Genomic DNA, 16,026 nt, shown 5'->3' with positions numbered 1-16,026 from the left:
TGCCAGCGGCCATATCCATGGCGTAGACTTCTTTTGAAAGTGGGATGACGATGAAAGAATCGGACGACATAGGCAAGCTTTTCGCGCTTTTCGACGGCAGCAAAGCAAAGCAGTATCGCGAAGTGCACGAGACGGATCAGCAGCGCGAAACCGTCGAGCGCTGGCCTTTGTTCAAGCGTGTTCAGGTCGGGGCCCAGGCCCATGCCGCGGCGCCTTCGTCCGAACCCGCGGCACGTCCTTCTGCGACAGCGCCGCTGTCCTCGCCCGCGCGCTCCACGGCAGCGGGCCAGGGCAGGCCCTTCTCTTCGCCGGCAGCCGATGCCGGGCGGGACGCGCAGCCTTCGCCTTCGGTGGGTACGCCGAGCGGTGCGGCGCCTGATTCCGTGCCGGCGCCGGCGGGCAGCGCCTCGGGCGACCTGAAGTCCCTGTTCAGGCGGCTCGAAGATCCCGCGGCACCGCCTGCTTCCGCCGAGCCGCCGGCCGTGGATCGGCCCGAGCAGCCTGCCGGTTCCATACGCTCGCTCTTCGATCGCCTGCGCCGCCCATGAATGTATTGTCAGTTGTCTCGGCCAAGGGCGGCGTGGGAAAAAGCACGGTGGCGGCGAATCTCGCCGTCGCGCTGCACGGCTTGGGACATCCTGTGCTGGCCATCGACCTCGACCCGCAGAACGGGCTCAGGTTCCATTTCTCTTTCGAGGCAGGTTCCGGAGACGGGCTGTCGAGTTCGGGCGGCGACGCGGCGGCCCTGGCCCGGCTGGCCGAAATGACGCCCTCGGGCGTGGCGCTGATTCCCTACGGCCAATGCGACGAAGCGCAGCGGCTGGGTTTCGAGGCGGGGCTGGTCCATCGTCCTTCCTGGCTGGCCGATGCGTTGCGTGGCATGAATCTGGCCGACGACGCCATCGTCGTGCTGGACACCCCGCCCGGCCCGTCCGTGTACATGACACAGGCCTTGACCGCCGCCTCGCTGGCCATCGCGGTAACGCTGCCGGACGCCGGGTCGTACGTCACCTTGCCACAGTTGCGCGCCCTGTTCGAATCGTATTGCCTGGGCCGGCCCGACTTTCGCGGCTACGGCTTCATCGTGAACCAGGTCGATCAGAGCCGGCAGCTCAGCCGCGACGTGGCGACCATGCTGCGGGCTTCGTTCGGCGACCGCATCATCGGACGCATACACCAGGACCAGGCCGTCAGCGAGGCCCTGGCATTCGGGCAGAGCGTTTTCCAATATGCGCCGCACAGCGAAGGCGCGCGCGACATCATGGCGTGCGCCAACTGGATCAGCGGCCGTCTGGCCGCATCCAATCAGGAGGAAGGCTGATGTACGAGCGCTTGGGCAAAGCACTTGGCCGGGCCGGCGATTGGCTGGTGGGACTTTCGATCTGGGACAGCCGAGCCTTCCGAGTGCTGGCGCTGATCGTGGCGCTGGCGTTTTTCGCCAGCGTGATCGTCACTCCGCTGACCCTGGGCCATCAGGCGCTTTTCGGCCTGATCACCTTTGCCACCGCCTATGTGCTCAATCGCGTTTCACGGGCGCGCCTGACGGTGCTGGTGCTGATGGCCATCTCGTCGGTGGCCACGCTGCGCTACATGTACTGGCGGCTGACCGAGACCCTGGGTTTCGAGCACCTGCTCGATGCCGTGTTCGGCTATGGCCTCCTGATGGCCGAGCTCTATGCGCTGCTGACCTTGTTCCTGAGCTATTTCCAGTCGGCATGGCCGCTGCGCCGCAAGCCCGTCCTGATGCCCGAGGACATTTCCTCCTGGCCCAGCGTCGACATCTACATACCCACCTATAACGAGCCGCTAAACGTCGTGCGCCAGACCGTACTCACGGCCATGGCCCAGGACTGGCCCGCCGACCGCCTGAATATCTACGTGCTCGACGACGGCCGCCGCGAAGAGTTCCGCGCTTTCTGCGAGCAGGCCGGCGTCGGCTACCTGACCCGGCCCGACAACAAGCATGCCAAGGCAGGCAACATCAACGCCGCGCTCGCGCGCACCCATGGCGAATTCATCGCCATCTTCGACTGCGACCACATACCCACCAGGTCGTTTCTGCAGATATGCATGGGCTGGTTCATGAAAGACCCCAAGCTGGCCATGCTGCAGACGCCGCACGTCTTTTTCTCGCCCGACCCCATGGAGCAGAACCTGGGCGTCTTTCACCGCGTACCCAACGAGGGGCAGCTTTTCTACGGCCTGACTCAGGACGGCAACGATCTCTGGAACGCCACGTTCTTCTGCGGATCGTGCGCCGTGCTGCGCCGCGAACACCTGATGCAGATAGGCGGAGTGGCCACCGAAAGCGTTACCGAAGACGCGCTCACCGCCCTGAAGATGAACCGCGTAGGGCTCAATACCGCGTACCTGGCCCTGCCGCAGGCGGCCGGGCTGGCCACCGAAAGCCTGTCGCGCCACATCGGCCAGCGCATCCGCTGGGCGCGCGGCATGGCCCAGATCATGCGCAGCCACAATCCCTTGCTGGGCAAGGGCCTGAACCTGGGCCAGCGCATTTGCTACATCAGCGCCTCGCTGCACTTTTTCTACGGGCTGCCGCGCCTGGTGTTCCTGACCGCGCCGCTGGCCTATCTGTTCTTCGACGCGCGCGTGTTCCAGGCATCGGCGCTGATGATTCTGGCCTACGTGCTGCCCCACATTCTGCACGCCCAACTGACGAACTTCCGGGTGCAGGGCAAGTTCCGGCATTCTTTCTGGAACGAGGTGTACGAATCGGTGCTGGCCTGGTATCTGATGCGGCCCACGCTGGCCACGCTGATCAATCCCAACAGCGCCACGTTCAACGTCACGGCCAAGGGCGGCACCACGACCGAATCCTATTTCGACTGGACGCTGGCCCGGCCCTACATCGTGCTGCTGGGCCTGAACCTGGCCGGCCTGATCGTGGGCATCTGGATGCTGGCGCACAGCGGCGGCGACCGCAGCCTGATGTATACGGTGGCGTTCAACATGGCCTGGACGGTGCACAACATCGTCATCTGCAGCGCCAGCGTGGCCGTGGCCGGCGAGCAGCGCCAGGTCCGCTCCTCGCCGCGGGTCGAGGCCGTGCTGCCCGCCAGCCTGGGGCTGGCCTCCGGGCACCGCATCGCCTGCCAGACCAGCGACTTCTCGGCCGAAGGCTTGGGCTTGGAGCTGAATGCGCCCGCCGCCCTCAAGGTTGGCGACGCGGTGCAGGTGTCCCTGTTTCGGGGCGACGACGAACGCGTCTTTCCCGCCGAAGTGCGCTTCGTCCAAGACAAGCGCGTCGGCCTGCACTTCCTCGGCCTCTCCATCGAGCAGCAGATCGAACTGGCTCAGGTCACCTTCGGCAGAGCCGACATCTGGGCGACGATATGGAATGCTTCGGTTCCCGATGCGCCGTTGACGGCGGTAAAGCAGATCGGGCGGATCGGCGCGCGCGGCTTTCTCGTGTTGTTCCGCGAGGCCGGCAAAGCGATCGGACGACGCGCCGGGCGGGCGATGGGACGGAGGGCCCAGGAGACATGAGCGGGGCGGGGCGCTTTTTCGTAGCGGTCAGAGCCTGCCTCGCCGGTTTACTGGCGGGAGCGGCCTGCATGGCATGGGCGCAATCGGCTCAAACCGGGGCTGCCGCCGATGCCTTGCACAGAAACTATGCTGTCAGCCTCGAGCAATACAATCGTTATGCTCAATGGAATCTTCGTGGCGTCGATGGCAGCAGGGGAGTCGTATTCGGCCTCAGGGACGATGAGCGGATCGACGACCTGCAGCTGGACCTGGCCTACCGTTACTCGCCGGCCCTGCTGCAGGAACTGTCCCATCTGAACGTGGTGCTCAACGGCGAGGTCATCGCCTCGCTGCCTTTGCCCGGCCAGCCGTCGGACGAGGCCAATCGCGCGCAGGTCGTTCTGCCGCTGGCGCATTTGCAGCCATACAACTTCCTCGAGCTTCAGTTGATCGGCCACTACACCATGGGCTGTGAGGATCCGCTGCATCCCGACCTGTGGGCGAATATCGACGCATCGAGCCGCTTGCTATTCGACGTGGAGCGGCTGGTCTTGCCTGACGACCTCGGCCTTTTGCCATCGCCCTTCTTCGATCCGCGCGACGTGCGGGGCCTGGACGTGCCGTTCGTATTGGGACGGCCTTCGGACAAGCGGCTCGAGGCGGCGGGCATTGTGGCGTCGTGGCTTGGAGCTTTGTCCGGATATCGCGGGGCGCGATTCACGGCCTTGTCCGACGAGATCCCGCAGCAAGGACACGCGGTCATCGTGCTGGGCGCAAATGAATCATTGCCCGGACTCACGCTGCCGAAGGCCGAGGGGCCGACCCTGGCCATGCGGGCAAATCCTCACGACCCCGCCGGAAAGCTGCTTGTCATCACGGGCCGCAATGACGACGAAATCCGCAGCGCCGCGGTGTCTCTGGCATTGGGGGCCCAGGCATTGTCTGGGCTCACCGCGACGGTCGCCGAAGTGCAGGGCGTTCCGCGCAAACCCTATGATGCGCCCAATTGGCTGCCCGCCGACCGGCCCGTCGCCTTGGGCGAGCTATTGCCGCTGCGCGAGTTCACTGTTTCCGGATACGAGCCGGGCCCCATCAGCGTCGGTCTGCGGCTTCCGCCCGACCTGTCCGACTGGCGTACCAAAGCGGTGCCCATGAATCTGCTGTACCGGCATTCGGCCATAGACGCCGACGATGGGGCGACGCTCGACGTGCTGGTCAATCAGCAGCGTGTACAGCATATCGAACTGGCGGACAACGAAGAGAATGCCCGCCGTTTGCTGGCGAGGGACGGGTCGGCCTTGAAGCAGAAGGTGTTCCTGCCGCTGTCGATGCTCGAATCGCAGGCGGAGCTGCAGTTTCGCTTCCATTACCGTCCACCCTTCCATAGCGAATGCCGCGGAAGCCTGATCGACGCGCGGCGCAGCGCCATCGACCCTCGCTCCACCATCGATCTGTCGGGCCTGCCCCATCACAAGGCCATGCCCGACCTGGCGGCCTTCAGCACGTCGGGCTTTCCGTTCTCGCGCATGGCCGATCTGTCCGAAACAGCGGTTGTGATGCGGACCGATGCGCACGAATCCGAATTCGCCGCCTTTCTGACTTTGCTCGGCAGGATGGGCCAGGCCACCGGCCATCCGGCGACAGGAGTGACCGTACAGCGCGATGCCGCCGGCGTGGCGGACAAGGACCTGCTGCTGATCGAAGCCGGAACGCGCTCCGACACATTATCCGGCTGGGCCCGGCACCTTCCTCTGCCCGAGCGCGCCGCGACGTCGCGGCCGTCGGCAGACACGGGCATAGGCGGGTGGCTCGGCGCCCTGTCCGAGCGCCTCGCCCGCAGCCCCTTGCGGTCGTCGTTCGCGCGTCCCATCGCGGCTCCCGCCGACGGCGCTTATGTAGCGGGATTCCAGTCGCCGATGCGCCGCGGCCGCAGCGTCGTCGTGGTGGCCGGCGCCGATGGCGCGGGCCTTCAGGCCGCGGTTGAATCGATGATCGCCGACGATGTGCAGAGCAAGCGGCTGCAGGGAAGCCTGGCCCTGGTGCGCGAGGGCCGAATCGAATCTCTATCGTCATCGAAAAGTTATTACGTGGGAAATCTGAGCTTCTACCAGACCATTGCCTGGTTCATGTCCAGACATCCCCTATTGTTGTTCGTGGTTTATCTATTGGGTGCGGTGCTGATTGCAATCGTCCTGTATTTATCACTGCGTGCGCGAGCCCAGAGGCGCCTGCGTGCCGGCTCTCCCGGTCCGCGGTAATTGTGAAAGAGCATAGCCGATGAAAAATCCCTTCTTGTCCGCCCATTCGATTTCCTCCTTGCTCACAGCCGCCGCGCTGTCGCTGGCCTGCGCCTGCCCGGCTCTTGCCCAAGACCTGAGCGCCGAAGAGAAGGCGGGGCTGTTGCTGCCTCGCCCATCGCTGCTCGACAACACGTCTTCGGTCGATGCGCCGCTTTCCCAAGTGAGCGAAGCGCACGAAATCGCCTCTGTCCGGCCCGAGTATCGCTACACCCTCGAACAACTGGGGGCACGCTATCCCTTCAATCTGCGGGGCATCGACGGCAGCGACAGTGTGTTGTTCAATGTGCGCGCCGACGAAGTGGTGACCCGCGCCGAGGTCGACATGACCTACAGCTACTCGCCGGCCCTGCTCAGCGATCTGTCGCACATCAATGTTCTGGTCAATGACGAGGTGGCCGCGACCATACCGGTGCCCCGCGAAGAGGCGGGAAAAAGCCTGCGGCGGACCATCGAGCTGCCCGCCCACCTTGTCACCGAATTCAACCGGCTGCGCTTCCAGCTGATCGGCCATTACACGCTCGAATGCGAGGACCCTCTCCATTCCAGCCTCTGGGCCAACATCAGCAACAAGAGCACGCTGGCGCTGGACGTGCGGCACATGGCTCTGCCGGACGACCTGTCCATACTGCCGCTGCCCTTCTTCGATCATCGGGACAGCCGCCGCCTGACTTTGCCGATCGTGTTCGCGAACGACAAGAGTGAGGCCGTTCTCGAGTCGGCCGGCATGGTCGCATCGTGGTTCGGCGCGATGGCCGGGTATCGCGGGGCCCAGTTCCCGGCGCACTGGGACGGCGCTTATCCCGAAAAAGGCAATGCCGTGGTGCTGAGCCAAGGTGGGGATGCGGGCGCCGCGGCGTCCTTGCCCGCCGTGTCCGGGCCTGCGCTGGCCATCACCACCAATCCGAATGATCCGCGCGGCAAGCTTTTATGGGTGATGGGCCGCGATGCCCAAGAGGTCAGGCTGGCAGCCCAGGCTTTGGTCACCGGCGGCGTCACGCTGACCGGCGAGGTGGCCGCCATCCAGCAACTGGCGCAATTGGCGCCGCGCCGACCCTATGATGCGCCGAACTGGCTGCGCACGGACCGTCCGGTCAAGTTCGGCGAAATCGTTTCCCAGCAGGCGCTCGACGTCACCGGCTACAACGGGGCGCCAGTCCGCCTTGACCTGCGCCTGCCTCCCGACCTGTTCGGATGGCGCGAAAAACCCGTGCCTGTCGATCTGCGCTATCGCTACACCCCCCAGCCGGGCCAGGCCAACTCGTCGCTGCTGATCAGCGTCGACCAGCAGTTCCTGAAGTCCTTTCCCTTGCCGTCGGTCGACCAGATCAAGAATGAGTCGTGGCTCAAGATGCTGAACGACAACGAGATGCTTCCGGTCCGCGCCCAGATGCAGATCCCGCTGGACCGGCTGCTGGCTCGCTCCGAGCTGGAGCTGCGCTTTATGTACGACTACATCAAGGAAGGGCAGTGCCGCGACATCATCATCGACAATGTGCGCGGCCGCATCGATCCGGACTCCACGCTGGATTTCTCCCGTTATCCGCACTTCATGCCGCTTCCCGACCTGGCCGCCTTCGGCGAAAGCGGTTTCCCCTTCACGCGGCTGGCCGATCTGTCGCAAACCGCGGTGGTGCTTGCGGGCAGCCCGGCCGCCCAGGACGTGTCGACCTATCTGGCCCTGATGGGGCGGTTCGGAGAATCGACGGGTTATCCCGCAACCCACGTGACGGTGGCGCTGGGCGAGCCGGGCCTTGGGCTGGACGACAAGGACCTCGTCGTCATTGCGTCCGGAGATCAGGCTTGGTTGAAGTCCTGGGCCGAATACATGCCGGCCGTGCTTGCGGGCCAGAGCAAGCGTTTCGGCACGTCCGACCTCATCTTCAAGCCGGTCGGCTGGAAGACGCCCGATCCGCGCGAATCGCAAAGCCGCGTCCGCACCGACCTGAGCTACTCCAGCTCCGGAGACAGCGCCATCTTCGCGGGTTTCGAATCTCCGGCGGCAAAGGGACGCAGCGTGGTCCTGATAGCCAGCAGCGAGCCGCAGGGACAGGCTCTGGCGGTCAAGGCGCTGCTGGCCGGCGGCGATCCCGAGGAAGGCCTGAAAGGCAGCCTCGCCGTGGTCCATGACGGCGGAATCACTCCCCTGGCCTCCGAGTACAGTTATTCGATCGGCAAGCTGGGTCTTTGGCGCAGCATCGAATGGACGCTCGCCGGCCATTGGCCGACTGTGTCGCCGTTGCAGTGGCTGGGATGGCTGTTGCTGGCGGTCCTGGTGCTGGCTTTGGCAATAGCGCTTTGGCGGCGCGGACGGCGAAAGACGTAAGGAGCTACGGTGCGAACAGGCGTGAAGCGTTTCTTCGTCGGCTGCCTTGCCGCCCTTTCCTTGCACGGAGGAGGGGCGGCGGCCGCGTCATGCGGCACGGCAGAGTGGCCTCTGTGGCATGATTTCGGCGTGCATTTCATCCAGGATAGCGGCCGGGTCCTGGACGCCAGCACCGCCATGCAGCACAGCTCGTCCGAAGGGCAGTCTTACGGCATGTTTTTCGCCCTGGTCGCGGGCGACAAGCGCATGTTCGACCGGCTATGGGGCTGGACGATCGACAATCTCAGCGGCGGAGACGCCGGCCGGCGGCTGCCCGCCTGGATATGGGGCCGTGCGGACGATGGATCGTGGCGAGTGATCGATGACAATTCCGCATCCGATGCAAACCTCTGGTTCGCCTACGCGCTGCTCGAGGCGGGCAGGCTTTGGCAGGAACCCGCTTACACGCGTCAGGCCAACGCTCTGCTCGACCTGATCGAAAGCCAGGAAGTCGCCGACTTGCCGGGGTTGGGCCCCATGCTGCTGCCCGGCAGAGAGTGGTTCGCCAAGCCCCAAGAGCAGACATGGCAACTCAATGCCAGCTACCTGCCCATTCCCCTTCTGCGGCGCCTGGCCCTGGCGCGGCCGCAAGGCCCGTGGCGCGCCATCGCCGACAATACCGCGGCCATGGTCGAAGCCACGGCGCCCCACGGCCTCGCGCCTGACTGGACGACCTATCAGGCCAAAGAAACGCCGCCTTCCTTTGTGGTCGACCCGATCAAAGGACCGGTCGGAAGCTATGACGCCATACGCAATTACTTGTGGGCGGGCCTGACCTCTTCCGACGATCCTTTGTTCTCCCGCATGCTGCGCGCACTCGACGGCATGGTGAGTGCGACCCGGCAGCATGGCGAGGGCATCCCGCCGGAATCGGTCGACACCCAGACAGGCGGGGCCTCGGGTCAAGGGCCTTTCGGATTTTCGGCCGCATTGATTCCGTATTTCAAGGCCAAGGGGCAGGCGCTGCTGCTCGAACAGCAAATACAGAGAGTGCGCGATGCTCTGCCTCGTTCGCTCGAACCCGGGGCGGTCGCACTTGGCCAGCCGCCTTATTACGACCATGTGCTGAGTTTATTCGGAACGGGCTGGCTGGACGGCATGTACCGCTTCCGGCCTGATGGCACCTTATCTTTATCGTGGGAGAACGAATGCTTCGCTACAACCGAATAGCCTGCGGCCTTCTGGTGGCATTGCTGCATCATGCGGGCTGGGCGCAGAGCGACGCCGATCAGGCCTTGATCGAGCAGGGCAAGTTTTGGCAGGCGCGGCAGGACACCAAAAGGGCCGCCGAGGCATGGAACAAGCTCCTGCTGGTCAGCCCCGGCAATCCACAGGCTTTGTACGGCTTGGCCACGGTCGAACTGGACGCGGGGCGCATCGAGGGAGCGCGCGCCTTCCTGCAGCGCCTGAAGCAATCGCAGCCGGACCATCACCTCGTGCTTCAGCTGGAACAGGACATCCAACTCAGCTCCGACCGGAACAAGGCTCTTCTCGAAGAAGCTCGCCAGGCCGTGGCTTCGGCGGATGTCGACCAGGCGCTGGAAAAATATCGGCAGGCGCTCGATGGGCGCGCTCCGGTGGGAACGGTCGGCGGCAATTATTACAGCTTGCTGGGTTATACGCCGGCCGGGCTGCCCGAAGCCATCGAAGGGCTGCAGCGCCTGCTGGCCCAGTCTCCCGGCGATCCCGCGCTTCAGCTCGCGTTGGCACGGCATTTGGCCCGCAATGAACCGACCCGCTTGGAAGGCATACGGCGCCTCGCGCGCTTGTCCGAGCACCCGGAGGTCGGCAGCGAGGCGACCGAAAGCTGGCGCGATGCGCTGGTGTGGCTAGGGCCGCCCCGGCCGGAAGCCAGGCCTTTGTTCGCCGAGTATCTGAGCAAGCATCCCGACGACGCCGAGATCCGCCAGCAAGCGGAACAGCGCGTGGCGGCGCCGAGCCAGGCGGCCCGCGCACAGCCGGTGTCGCGCCCCGATCCCTTGCGCCAACGCACCGCCGCAGCCATGAAGCTGATCGAGGCGGGCGATGCGGCCCGTGCGCGGAACGAATTCCAGTCGGTGCTGGCACAGCGTCCCAATGATTCGGAAGCCTTGGGCGGCATGGGGGTCTTGGCCATGCGCGAGGGAAATTGGCAGCAGGCCCTCGATTACCTGACTCGAGCACGGCGGGGCAATGCCGCTTGGCAGCCGTCGCTTTCCACCGCCCAGTACTGGGTCGATGTCGAGAAGGCGCAGGCGCTGCATCGAGCCGGCAAGACGGATGAAGCCGTCCGCCTCTTGAACCAGGCCGTGAAGCGGGCGCCGAAAGAAGTCGCGGCCAATGTCCAGCTGGCCGACATCATGCTGGACCAGGGCAAAACGGCCGAAGCCGTGCAGGCTTATCGAGCCGTGCTTCAGCGCCGTCCGGGCGATTCCCAGGCCTTGCTGGGGCTGAGCCGCGCGGCAAAGCTCTCGGGAGATGATGCAGCGGCCCGCAGAATGCTCGAGGACGCCCTGGCCAAAGATCCTGACAGTCCTTGGCTGCGCTACGAGTTGGCCCAGCTTTATCAAGAGGCGGGACAGACACGCGAAGCGCGCGGCTTGATCGAGGGGCTGCTCATGACGCACCCCGATGATCCCGAGGTGCTGTATACCAGCGCCTTGCTGGCCTCGAACAACCAGCAGTGGGCTCAGGCGCGCGATACGCTTGAACGGATTCCCGCCGCCCGCCGCACGGCGCCGATGAACCAGCTTTACGCAACGGCCAATCGCAGGGTGCAGATCGCCGAGGCGGTCGGCATGGCTCATGCGGGCCGGAAAGCGGATGCGCTGGTCTGGCTCGGACAGATCGAAGCGGGCGCGGCAAATGATTTCGACGTGCTCAGCGCGGTGGCCGCCGCCTACGTCGATATCGGCGAGCCGGCCCGCGGCCTGGCGCTTCTCAAGCCTTTGCGGGAACAAGGCCAGGCGCGCAGCGTGGACGCCTCCATCGCCTATGCCGGCCTGCTGCTGGCTTCCGAGCAGGATGTCGAGGCCTCCGTCGTGCTGCGCCAGTTGCAAGCTGAAAGTCTGACGGTATCCCAGCGAAAGCTGGTGGCTGAGTTGTCCAGCGCCTATCGGATCAGGCAGGCGGACCTGCTTACGGAACGGGGCGACCTCGTCGCCGCCTACGACGTGCTGGCCCCGGTGCTTGCCGAGCGCCCCAATGATCCGGCGGCGCAGGGCGCCCTGGCCCGCATGTATGCCGCGTCGGGGCAGGGAGAAAAAGCATTCGGAATTTATGAGACGCTGTTGCGGACGGATCCCGACAACCCCGATCTGCACCTGGGACTGGCTCAGGTGGCCCAGCAGTCCAGAGACTATCGCCAGGCCCAGCGCGAGGCCGACATCGCAGTTTCGCTGGCGCCGGAAAACATCCAGGTGCTGACTTCCGCTGCGCGCATCTATCGAGCCTCGGGCAAGACGGGCGATGCCGCCAAGCTGCTCGAAAGAGCAGTGGCGTTGGAAAAGCGTTCCGCAGAGCCAGCGACGCAGCTTGCCGCCGCCGCTGCGGTGCCTGCACCCGCGCCGGAGACGTCCGCCAACCCCTTCGTAGGGCTGCCCGGGCAGCGCACAACATCGACTCTTGACGCCCCTTCGCAAGCCATGGCGGTGGCGCCGCCGCCGTCATTCTCGCCGTCACGGACGGAGGCGGCCCTTGCCACGCCGGCGCCCGCCGCCTCATCGCGCCCGGAAGCCGTCGTTGCGTCGCCGCAGACCGCGCTGCCGGCTCCGGTCCGGACGCAGCCGCCCGCTTCTTCCGTGCCTCCGTATCCACAGAGCGGGCCGGGCTCTGCGCCCGTGTTTGCGGCCTCCGCGTCCGTTCCGGCACGGCCCGCGCCAGCAGGCGCCCAGTCCAATCCCTTCGCGGAAACGGCGGCGGCAACCGCTCCGCAATCGAAGCTGGCGCGAGAGCTGGACGAGATCTACCAAGAGCGCAGCCCTCAGTTGCGGGTGGGAACAGAGGTGCGCAGCCGCAACGGCGAGGACGGCACCAGCAAGCTCACGGAAACCCAGCTACCGATCGAAGTGAATTTCCCGGTCGGGAACGACCGGATGAGCGTGCGGGCCACGCCCATCGTGCTGAGCGCCGGCTCCATTGGAGACATGCCGGCGTCGACCGGCCCCGCCGATCTCCTGCAATACAGCCCATACCTGGTGAGCGATGAACGACAGCGCGGCGTCGGCCTGTCGGTGGGGTATCAGACTCGAGGCATGGAATTCGATGCCGGCGTCACCCCGCTGGGTTTCCAGGAGACGAACTTCACGGGCGGCGCCTTGTTCGATGGAACGCTGGACGATGCCGCTACCGTCAGTTATCGGTTCGACGTCTCGCGCCGGCCCGTCACCGACAGTGTGCTGTCTTTTGCCGGCCGCAGGTATGAGGATCAGGGGCTCGAATGGGGCGGGGTGACCGCCACAGGCGCCCGTCTCACGCTCTCCAAGGACTTCGGCGCGGCCGGCTTGTACGGCTCGGCCGCCTGGCACAGCCTGCGCGGGCACAATGTGGCGTCCAACCACCGTACGGAACTCAATGCCGGCGCCTATTTCCGCGTCATCGACGAGCTCGACACCCAGCTGATGGCGGGCGTCAACCTCAATGCCACGTTCTACAACAAGAACCTGAGCTACTTCACGTACGGCCATGGCGGCTACTTCAGCCCCAAGCATTATTACGCTCTGGGCTTGCCCGTAACCTGGGCGCAGCGCTCCGGCCGCTTCAGCTATCGTCTGGACGGTTCCGTGGGTCTGCAGCACTTCAAGCAGGACGATGCGGCAGTGTTTCCGAACAACCCCGACCTGCAGGCTTATGCCGAACAAATGGCCGGCGCGAACAATCTGTTCGGCGATGGGTATTACCGCGGCGAGAGCAAGACCGGCATCAGCTACAACCTGAAGGCATCGGCCGAATATCGCCTCGATCCCAATCTGGTGCTTGGCGCGACGCTTGGCGCGGACAACGCCGACAACTACCGGCAATGGATGGGCGGCCTCTATCTGCGCTACTACTTTCATCCGCAACGCGGCCTGCTCGACCTGCCTGTCGAGCCCTACCGTTCGCCTTATGGCATTACCTACGGCCGATAGGCCTGCAACATTAGGAGAAAACAAGCATGTTGACTTCGGTATTGGCCGGTCTGTCGATTCTTATCATCGGCGACAGCCACCTGACCGTTCCGTATTACCTGATCGATTCCTTGCACATGGGTCTGGAGCGCCAGGGCGCCCAGGTGCATACGATCGGCGTCTGCGGCGCCAACCCCGGCGATTGGCTCAAGCCCGTCAAGGGCACCTGCGGCGCGGCGGAGCGCCGCGGCGACGCCGCCGTACAGGTCCTGGACGTAAACACGCCGGCGACGCCCATCGATCAATTGCTGGCGCGGGACAAGCCCGATCTGGTGGTGATCGTGATGGGCGACACCATGGCCGGCTATCAGCAAGCCACTTTTCCAAAAACATGGGCCTGGCAGCAGGTCACCGCGTTGACCCAGACGGTGGCCAAGGCCAATACGGCATGTGTGTGGATCGGCCCGGCCTGGGGCACCGAGGGCGGCAAGTATCAAAAGACCTTCGCGCGCGCGAAGCAGGTGTCGGCATTTCTGTCATCCAACGTGGCGCCTTGCCAGTACATCGACTCCCTGACGCTGTCGAAGCCGGGCGAGTGGGCCACGACCGACGGCCAGCACTTCACCAAGTCGGGATACGAAGCCTGGGGCAAGGCCCTGACCCAGCAGTTGGCGGAGTCCCCCATCGTCCAGGAAATCAAGAAAAAATGAAACCCTCCCTTGTCGCTTTATGCAGTGTGATGGCCGGGCTAGTCAGTCTTCCGGCCCAGGGCGCCGAAATCAAGCTCTATCCCACGGGGCCGGCCGAAGACTCCGCCTTCGTGCGTTTTGTCGACGGCAGCGCGGCCGGGCTGCGCGTCACCGCCGCCGGTTCGGCGGCGGCGCTTGAACTGGATGCCGAGTCCCGCGCCAGCGCCTACATGCCCGTTGCCGGGAAAACCACGATCAAGGGCGAGCTGACGCAGGGCAAAGACGAACAGACCGTCTCGGTCGAGATACTGCCCAGCGAATTCGTCACGGTGCTCGGGGTCAAGACCCAGCAAGGGCTGCAGGTCCACACCATCCATGAAGAGGCGGACGATTTCACCGCGGTCAGGGCTTCCATCGCTTTTTATGACTTGAATCCCGCGTGCGAGGACGCCGGGGTGCAGGTCGCCGGGCGGCAGGTATTTTTGTTCGAGCATGTAGAGGTCGGCAAATGGGTGCGCCGCCAGGTGAATCCGGTGCCTTTGAGCGTCCAGCTGATGTGCGCCGGACAGCCGGTGGGGCAGCCGCTCGATCTGGGCACGCTGCAGGCGGGCGAGCGCCACAGCCTGTTTCTGGCGCCCGGCGATCCGGCCAGCGGCTTTTTTCACATAAAAGACACGGTCGCGCCCTGAGCCTTCGATGATCTTCACCTCGATCGAGTTCCTGACGCTGTTTCTACCGGCGTTTCTGCTGGTGTATGCGGCGGCGCCGGTGGCCTGGCGCAACGCCGTCCTGTTGGTGGGAAGCTGGATATTCTATGGTTGGTGGAGCCCGACCTTCCTGCTGCTGTTTATCGGCCTGACGGCATTGGCCTGGATAGGCGGGCTGGTGCTGGGCGCCTTGCCCGGCGGCCGCCTGCGCGCATGGCTGCTGGCGCTGCTGATCGCCGCCAACGCGGGCACGCTTTTCTGGTTCAAGTACATCAATATCCTGGTCGAAACCGTCAGCGAACTCATGGTCTTCGCGGGCGCCATGCCGCTGCAATGGCAGCGTGTCGCCTTGCCAATAGGGCTGTCGTTCATCATTCTGCAGGCGATTTCATATCTGGTGGACGTGTACCGCGGCGAATTCCGGCCTCAGCGCCGTTTCGTATGGTTCGCCGCATATCTGGCGATGTTCGGCCAGTTGATCGCGGGGCCCATCCTGCGTTACGAATGGGTCGAACGCGAACTGGCCAATCGGCACTTCACCTGGGTGGATTTTTCCGCCGGCGCACGGCGCTTCATGGTGGGCATGTGCATGAAGGTTCTGGTCGCCGATACGCTGTCGCCGCTGGTCGACGCCGGCTTTGCCGTTCCCGAGCCCGGCTTTCTCGACGCGTGGCTGGCTTGCCTGGCGTATTCGCTGCAGCTGTTCTTCGACTTTGCCGGATACAGCGCCATGGCGATCGGCCTGGGGCAAATGCTGGGCTTTCATTTTCCCGAGAACTTCAACCATCCCTATCTGGCGCGCAGCATCCAGGACTTCTGGCGGCGGTGGCACATCTCGCTGTCGACGTGGATACGCGATTATCTTTACATCCCGTTCGGCGGCAATCGCAAGGGGGCCGTCCGCACCTACGTCAATCTCATCCTCACCATGGCCATCGCCGGCATGTGGCATGGCAGTGACAACTGGAACTTTCTGTTGTGGGGCTTGATGCACGGCGCGGCCCTGGCGGCGGCCCGCGCGTGGAGCCGGTCCGGGCTGCCGCCGGTGCCTGTCCTGGCGTCCAGGGCGGCGACCCTGCTGTTCGTCTGCATGGCGTGGGTGGTTTTCCGCGCGGCCGATTTCGATACGGCCTGGTCGTTGTACATGGGACAGCTGGGCTTGCGGGGCTGGGCGCTGGGCGATGCCCTGAAGGTAGTGCTGCAACCCTCGCATCTGGCCGCGATATTGCTGGGGCTGGCATGCATCGTGGCGCCGCTGCTGCGCGAGCCTGTGCGTCGGCGCACCCCTGCGGGCCTGTTGGCGGTGGCCGATCTGTGGCCGGTACTCGGCTTCGTTTTCGCGATGTCGCTGGTGGCAAGCCGCAAGGCGGTGCCGTTCCTGTATTTCCAATTCTAGGA

General features: G+C 64.9%; 10 protein-coding genes. All 10 read left to right on the top strand.

What is annotated here, in order from left to right; translation table 11 throughout:
* Positions 1-44 precede the first annotated feature (44 nt).
* The 10 genes from bcsR (at position 45) to CSC67_RS11535 (ending at position 16,024) form a co-directional block, all read left to right on the top strand.
* Positions 45-548: a BcsR/BcsP family cellulose biosynthesis protein gene (gene bcsR / locus CSC67_RS11580; RefSeq protein ID WP_118994666.1), complete on the top strand. Its 504-nt coding sequence runs from the start codon at positions 45-47 to the stop codon at positions 546-548.
* Positions 545-1,321 (top strand): cellulose biosynthesis protein BcsQ, encoded by a 777-nt coding sequence (gene bcsQ, locus CSC67_RS11575; RefSeq protein WP_118994665.1) that lies wholly within the window; start codon positions 545-547, stop codon positions 1,319-1,321. Before bcsR ends, bcsQ begins: the two co-directional genes overlap by 4 nt.
* Positions 1,321-3,507: a UDP-forming cellulose synthase catalytic subunit gene (bcsA, locus tag CSC67_RS11570; protein ID WP_118994664.1), complete on the top strand. Its 2,187-nt coding sequence runs from the start codon at positions 1,321-1,323 to the stop codon at positions 3,505-3,507. The genes bcsQ and bcsA overlap by 1 nt, the downstream gene beginning before the upstream one ends.
* A 68-nt stretch (positions 3,508-3,575) precedes the next feature.
* Positions 3,576-5,744: a cellulose biosynthesis cyclic di-GMP-binding regulatory protein BcsB gene (bcsB, locus tag CSC67_RS11565; RefSeq protein WP_167752863.1), complete on the top strand. Its 2,169-nt coding sequence runs from the start codon at positions 3,576-3,578 to the stop codon at positions 5,742-5,744.
* Positions 5,745-5,763: 19 nt separating this feature from the next.
* Positions 5,764-8,109, top strand: a complete 2,346-nt coding sequence (gene bcsB, locus CSC67_RS11560) for a cellulose biosynthesis cyclic di-GMP-binding regulatory protein BcsB (RefSeq protein ID WP_118994662.1) — start codon at positions 5,764-5,766, stop codon at positions 8,107-8,109.
* Between the two features lie 9 nt (positions 8,110-8,118).
* Positions 8,119-9,318 (top strand): cellulose synthase complex periplasmic endoglucanase BcsZ, encoded by a 1,200-nt coding sequence (gene bcsZ / locus CSC67_RS11555; protein ID WP_245220205.1) that lies wholly within the window; start codon positions 8,119-8,121, stop codon positions 9,316-9,318.
* The gene (locus tag CSC67_RS11550) at positions 9,297-13,253 is read left to right on the top strand and encodes a cellulose biosynthesis protein BcsC (RefSeq protein ID WP_118994661.1); all 3,957 of its coding nucleotides are present in this window, start codon (positions 9,297-9,299) and stop codon (positions 13,251-13,253) included. Before bcsZ ends, CSC67_RS11550 begins: the two co-directional genes overlap by 22 nt.
* A 26-nt stretch (positions 13,254-13,279) precedes the next feature.
* Complete coding sequence (locus tag CSC67_RS11545) at positions 13,280-13,942, top strand: SGNH/GDSL hydrolase family protein (protein ID WP_118994660.1); 663 nt, start codon at positions 13,280-13,282, stop codon at positions 13,940-13,942.
* Complete coding sequence (locus tag CSC67_RS11540) at positions 13,939-14,610, top strand: cell division protein FtsQ (RefSeq protein WP_135227461.1); 672 nt, start codon at positions 13,939-13,941, stop codon at positions 14,608-14,610. The genes CSC67_RS11545 and CSC67_RS11540 overlap by 4 nt, the downstream gene beginning before the upstream one ends.
* A 7-nt stretch (positions 14,611-14,617) precedes the next feature.
* Complete coding sequence (locus CSC67_RS11535; protein ID WP_118994658.1) at positions 14,618-16,024, top strand: MBOAT family O-acyltransferase; 1,407 nt, start codon at positions 14,618-14,620, stop codon at positions 16,022-16,024.
* The last annotated feature ends 2 nt before the right edge of the window (positions 16,025-16,026 follow it).

Origin of the sequence: Pusillimonas caeni, assembly GCF_003545815.1 — a bacterium.
GTDB lineage: Bacteria > Pseudomonadota > Gammaproteobacteria > Burkholderiales > Burkholderiaceae_B > Pusillimonas > Pusillimonas caeni.
This window is presented reverse-complemented; position numbering and strand designations above follow the sequence as displayed.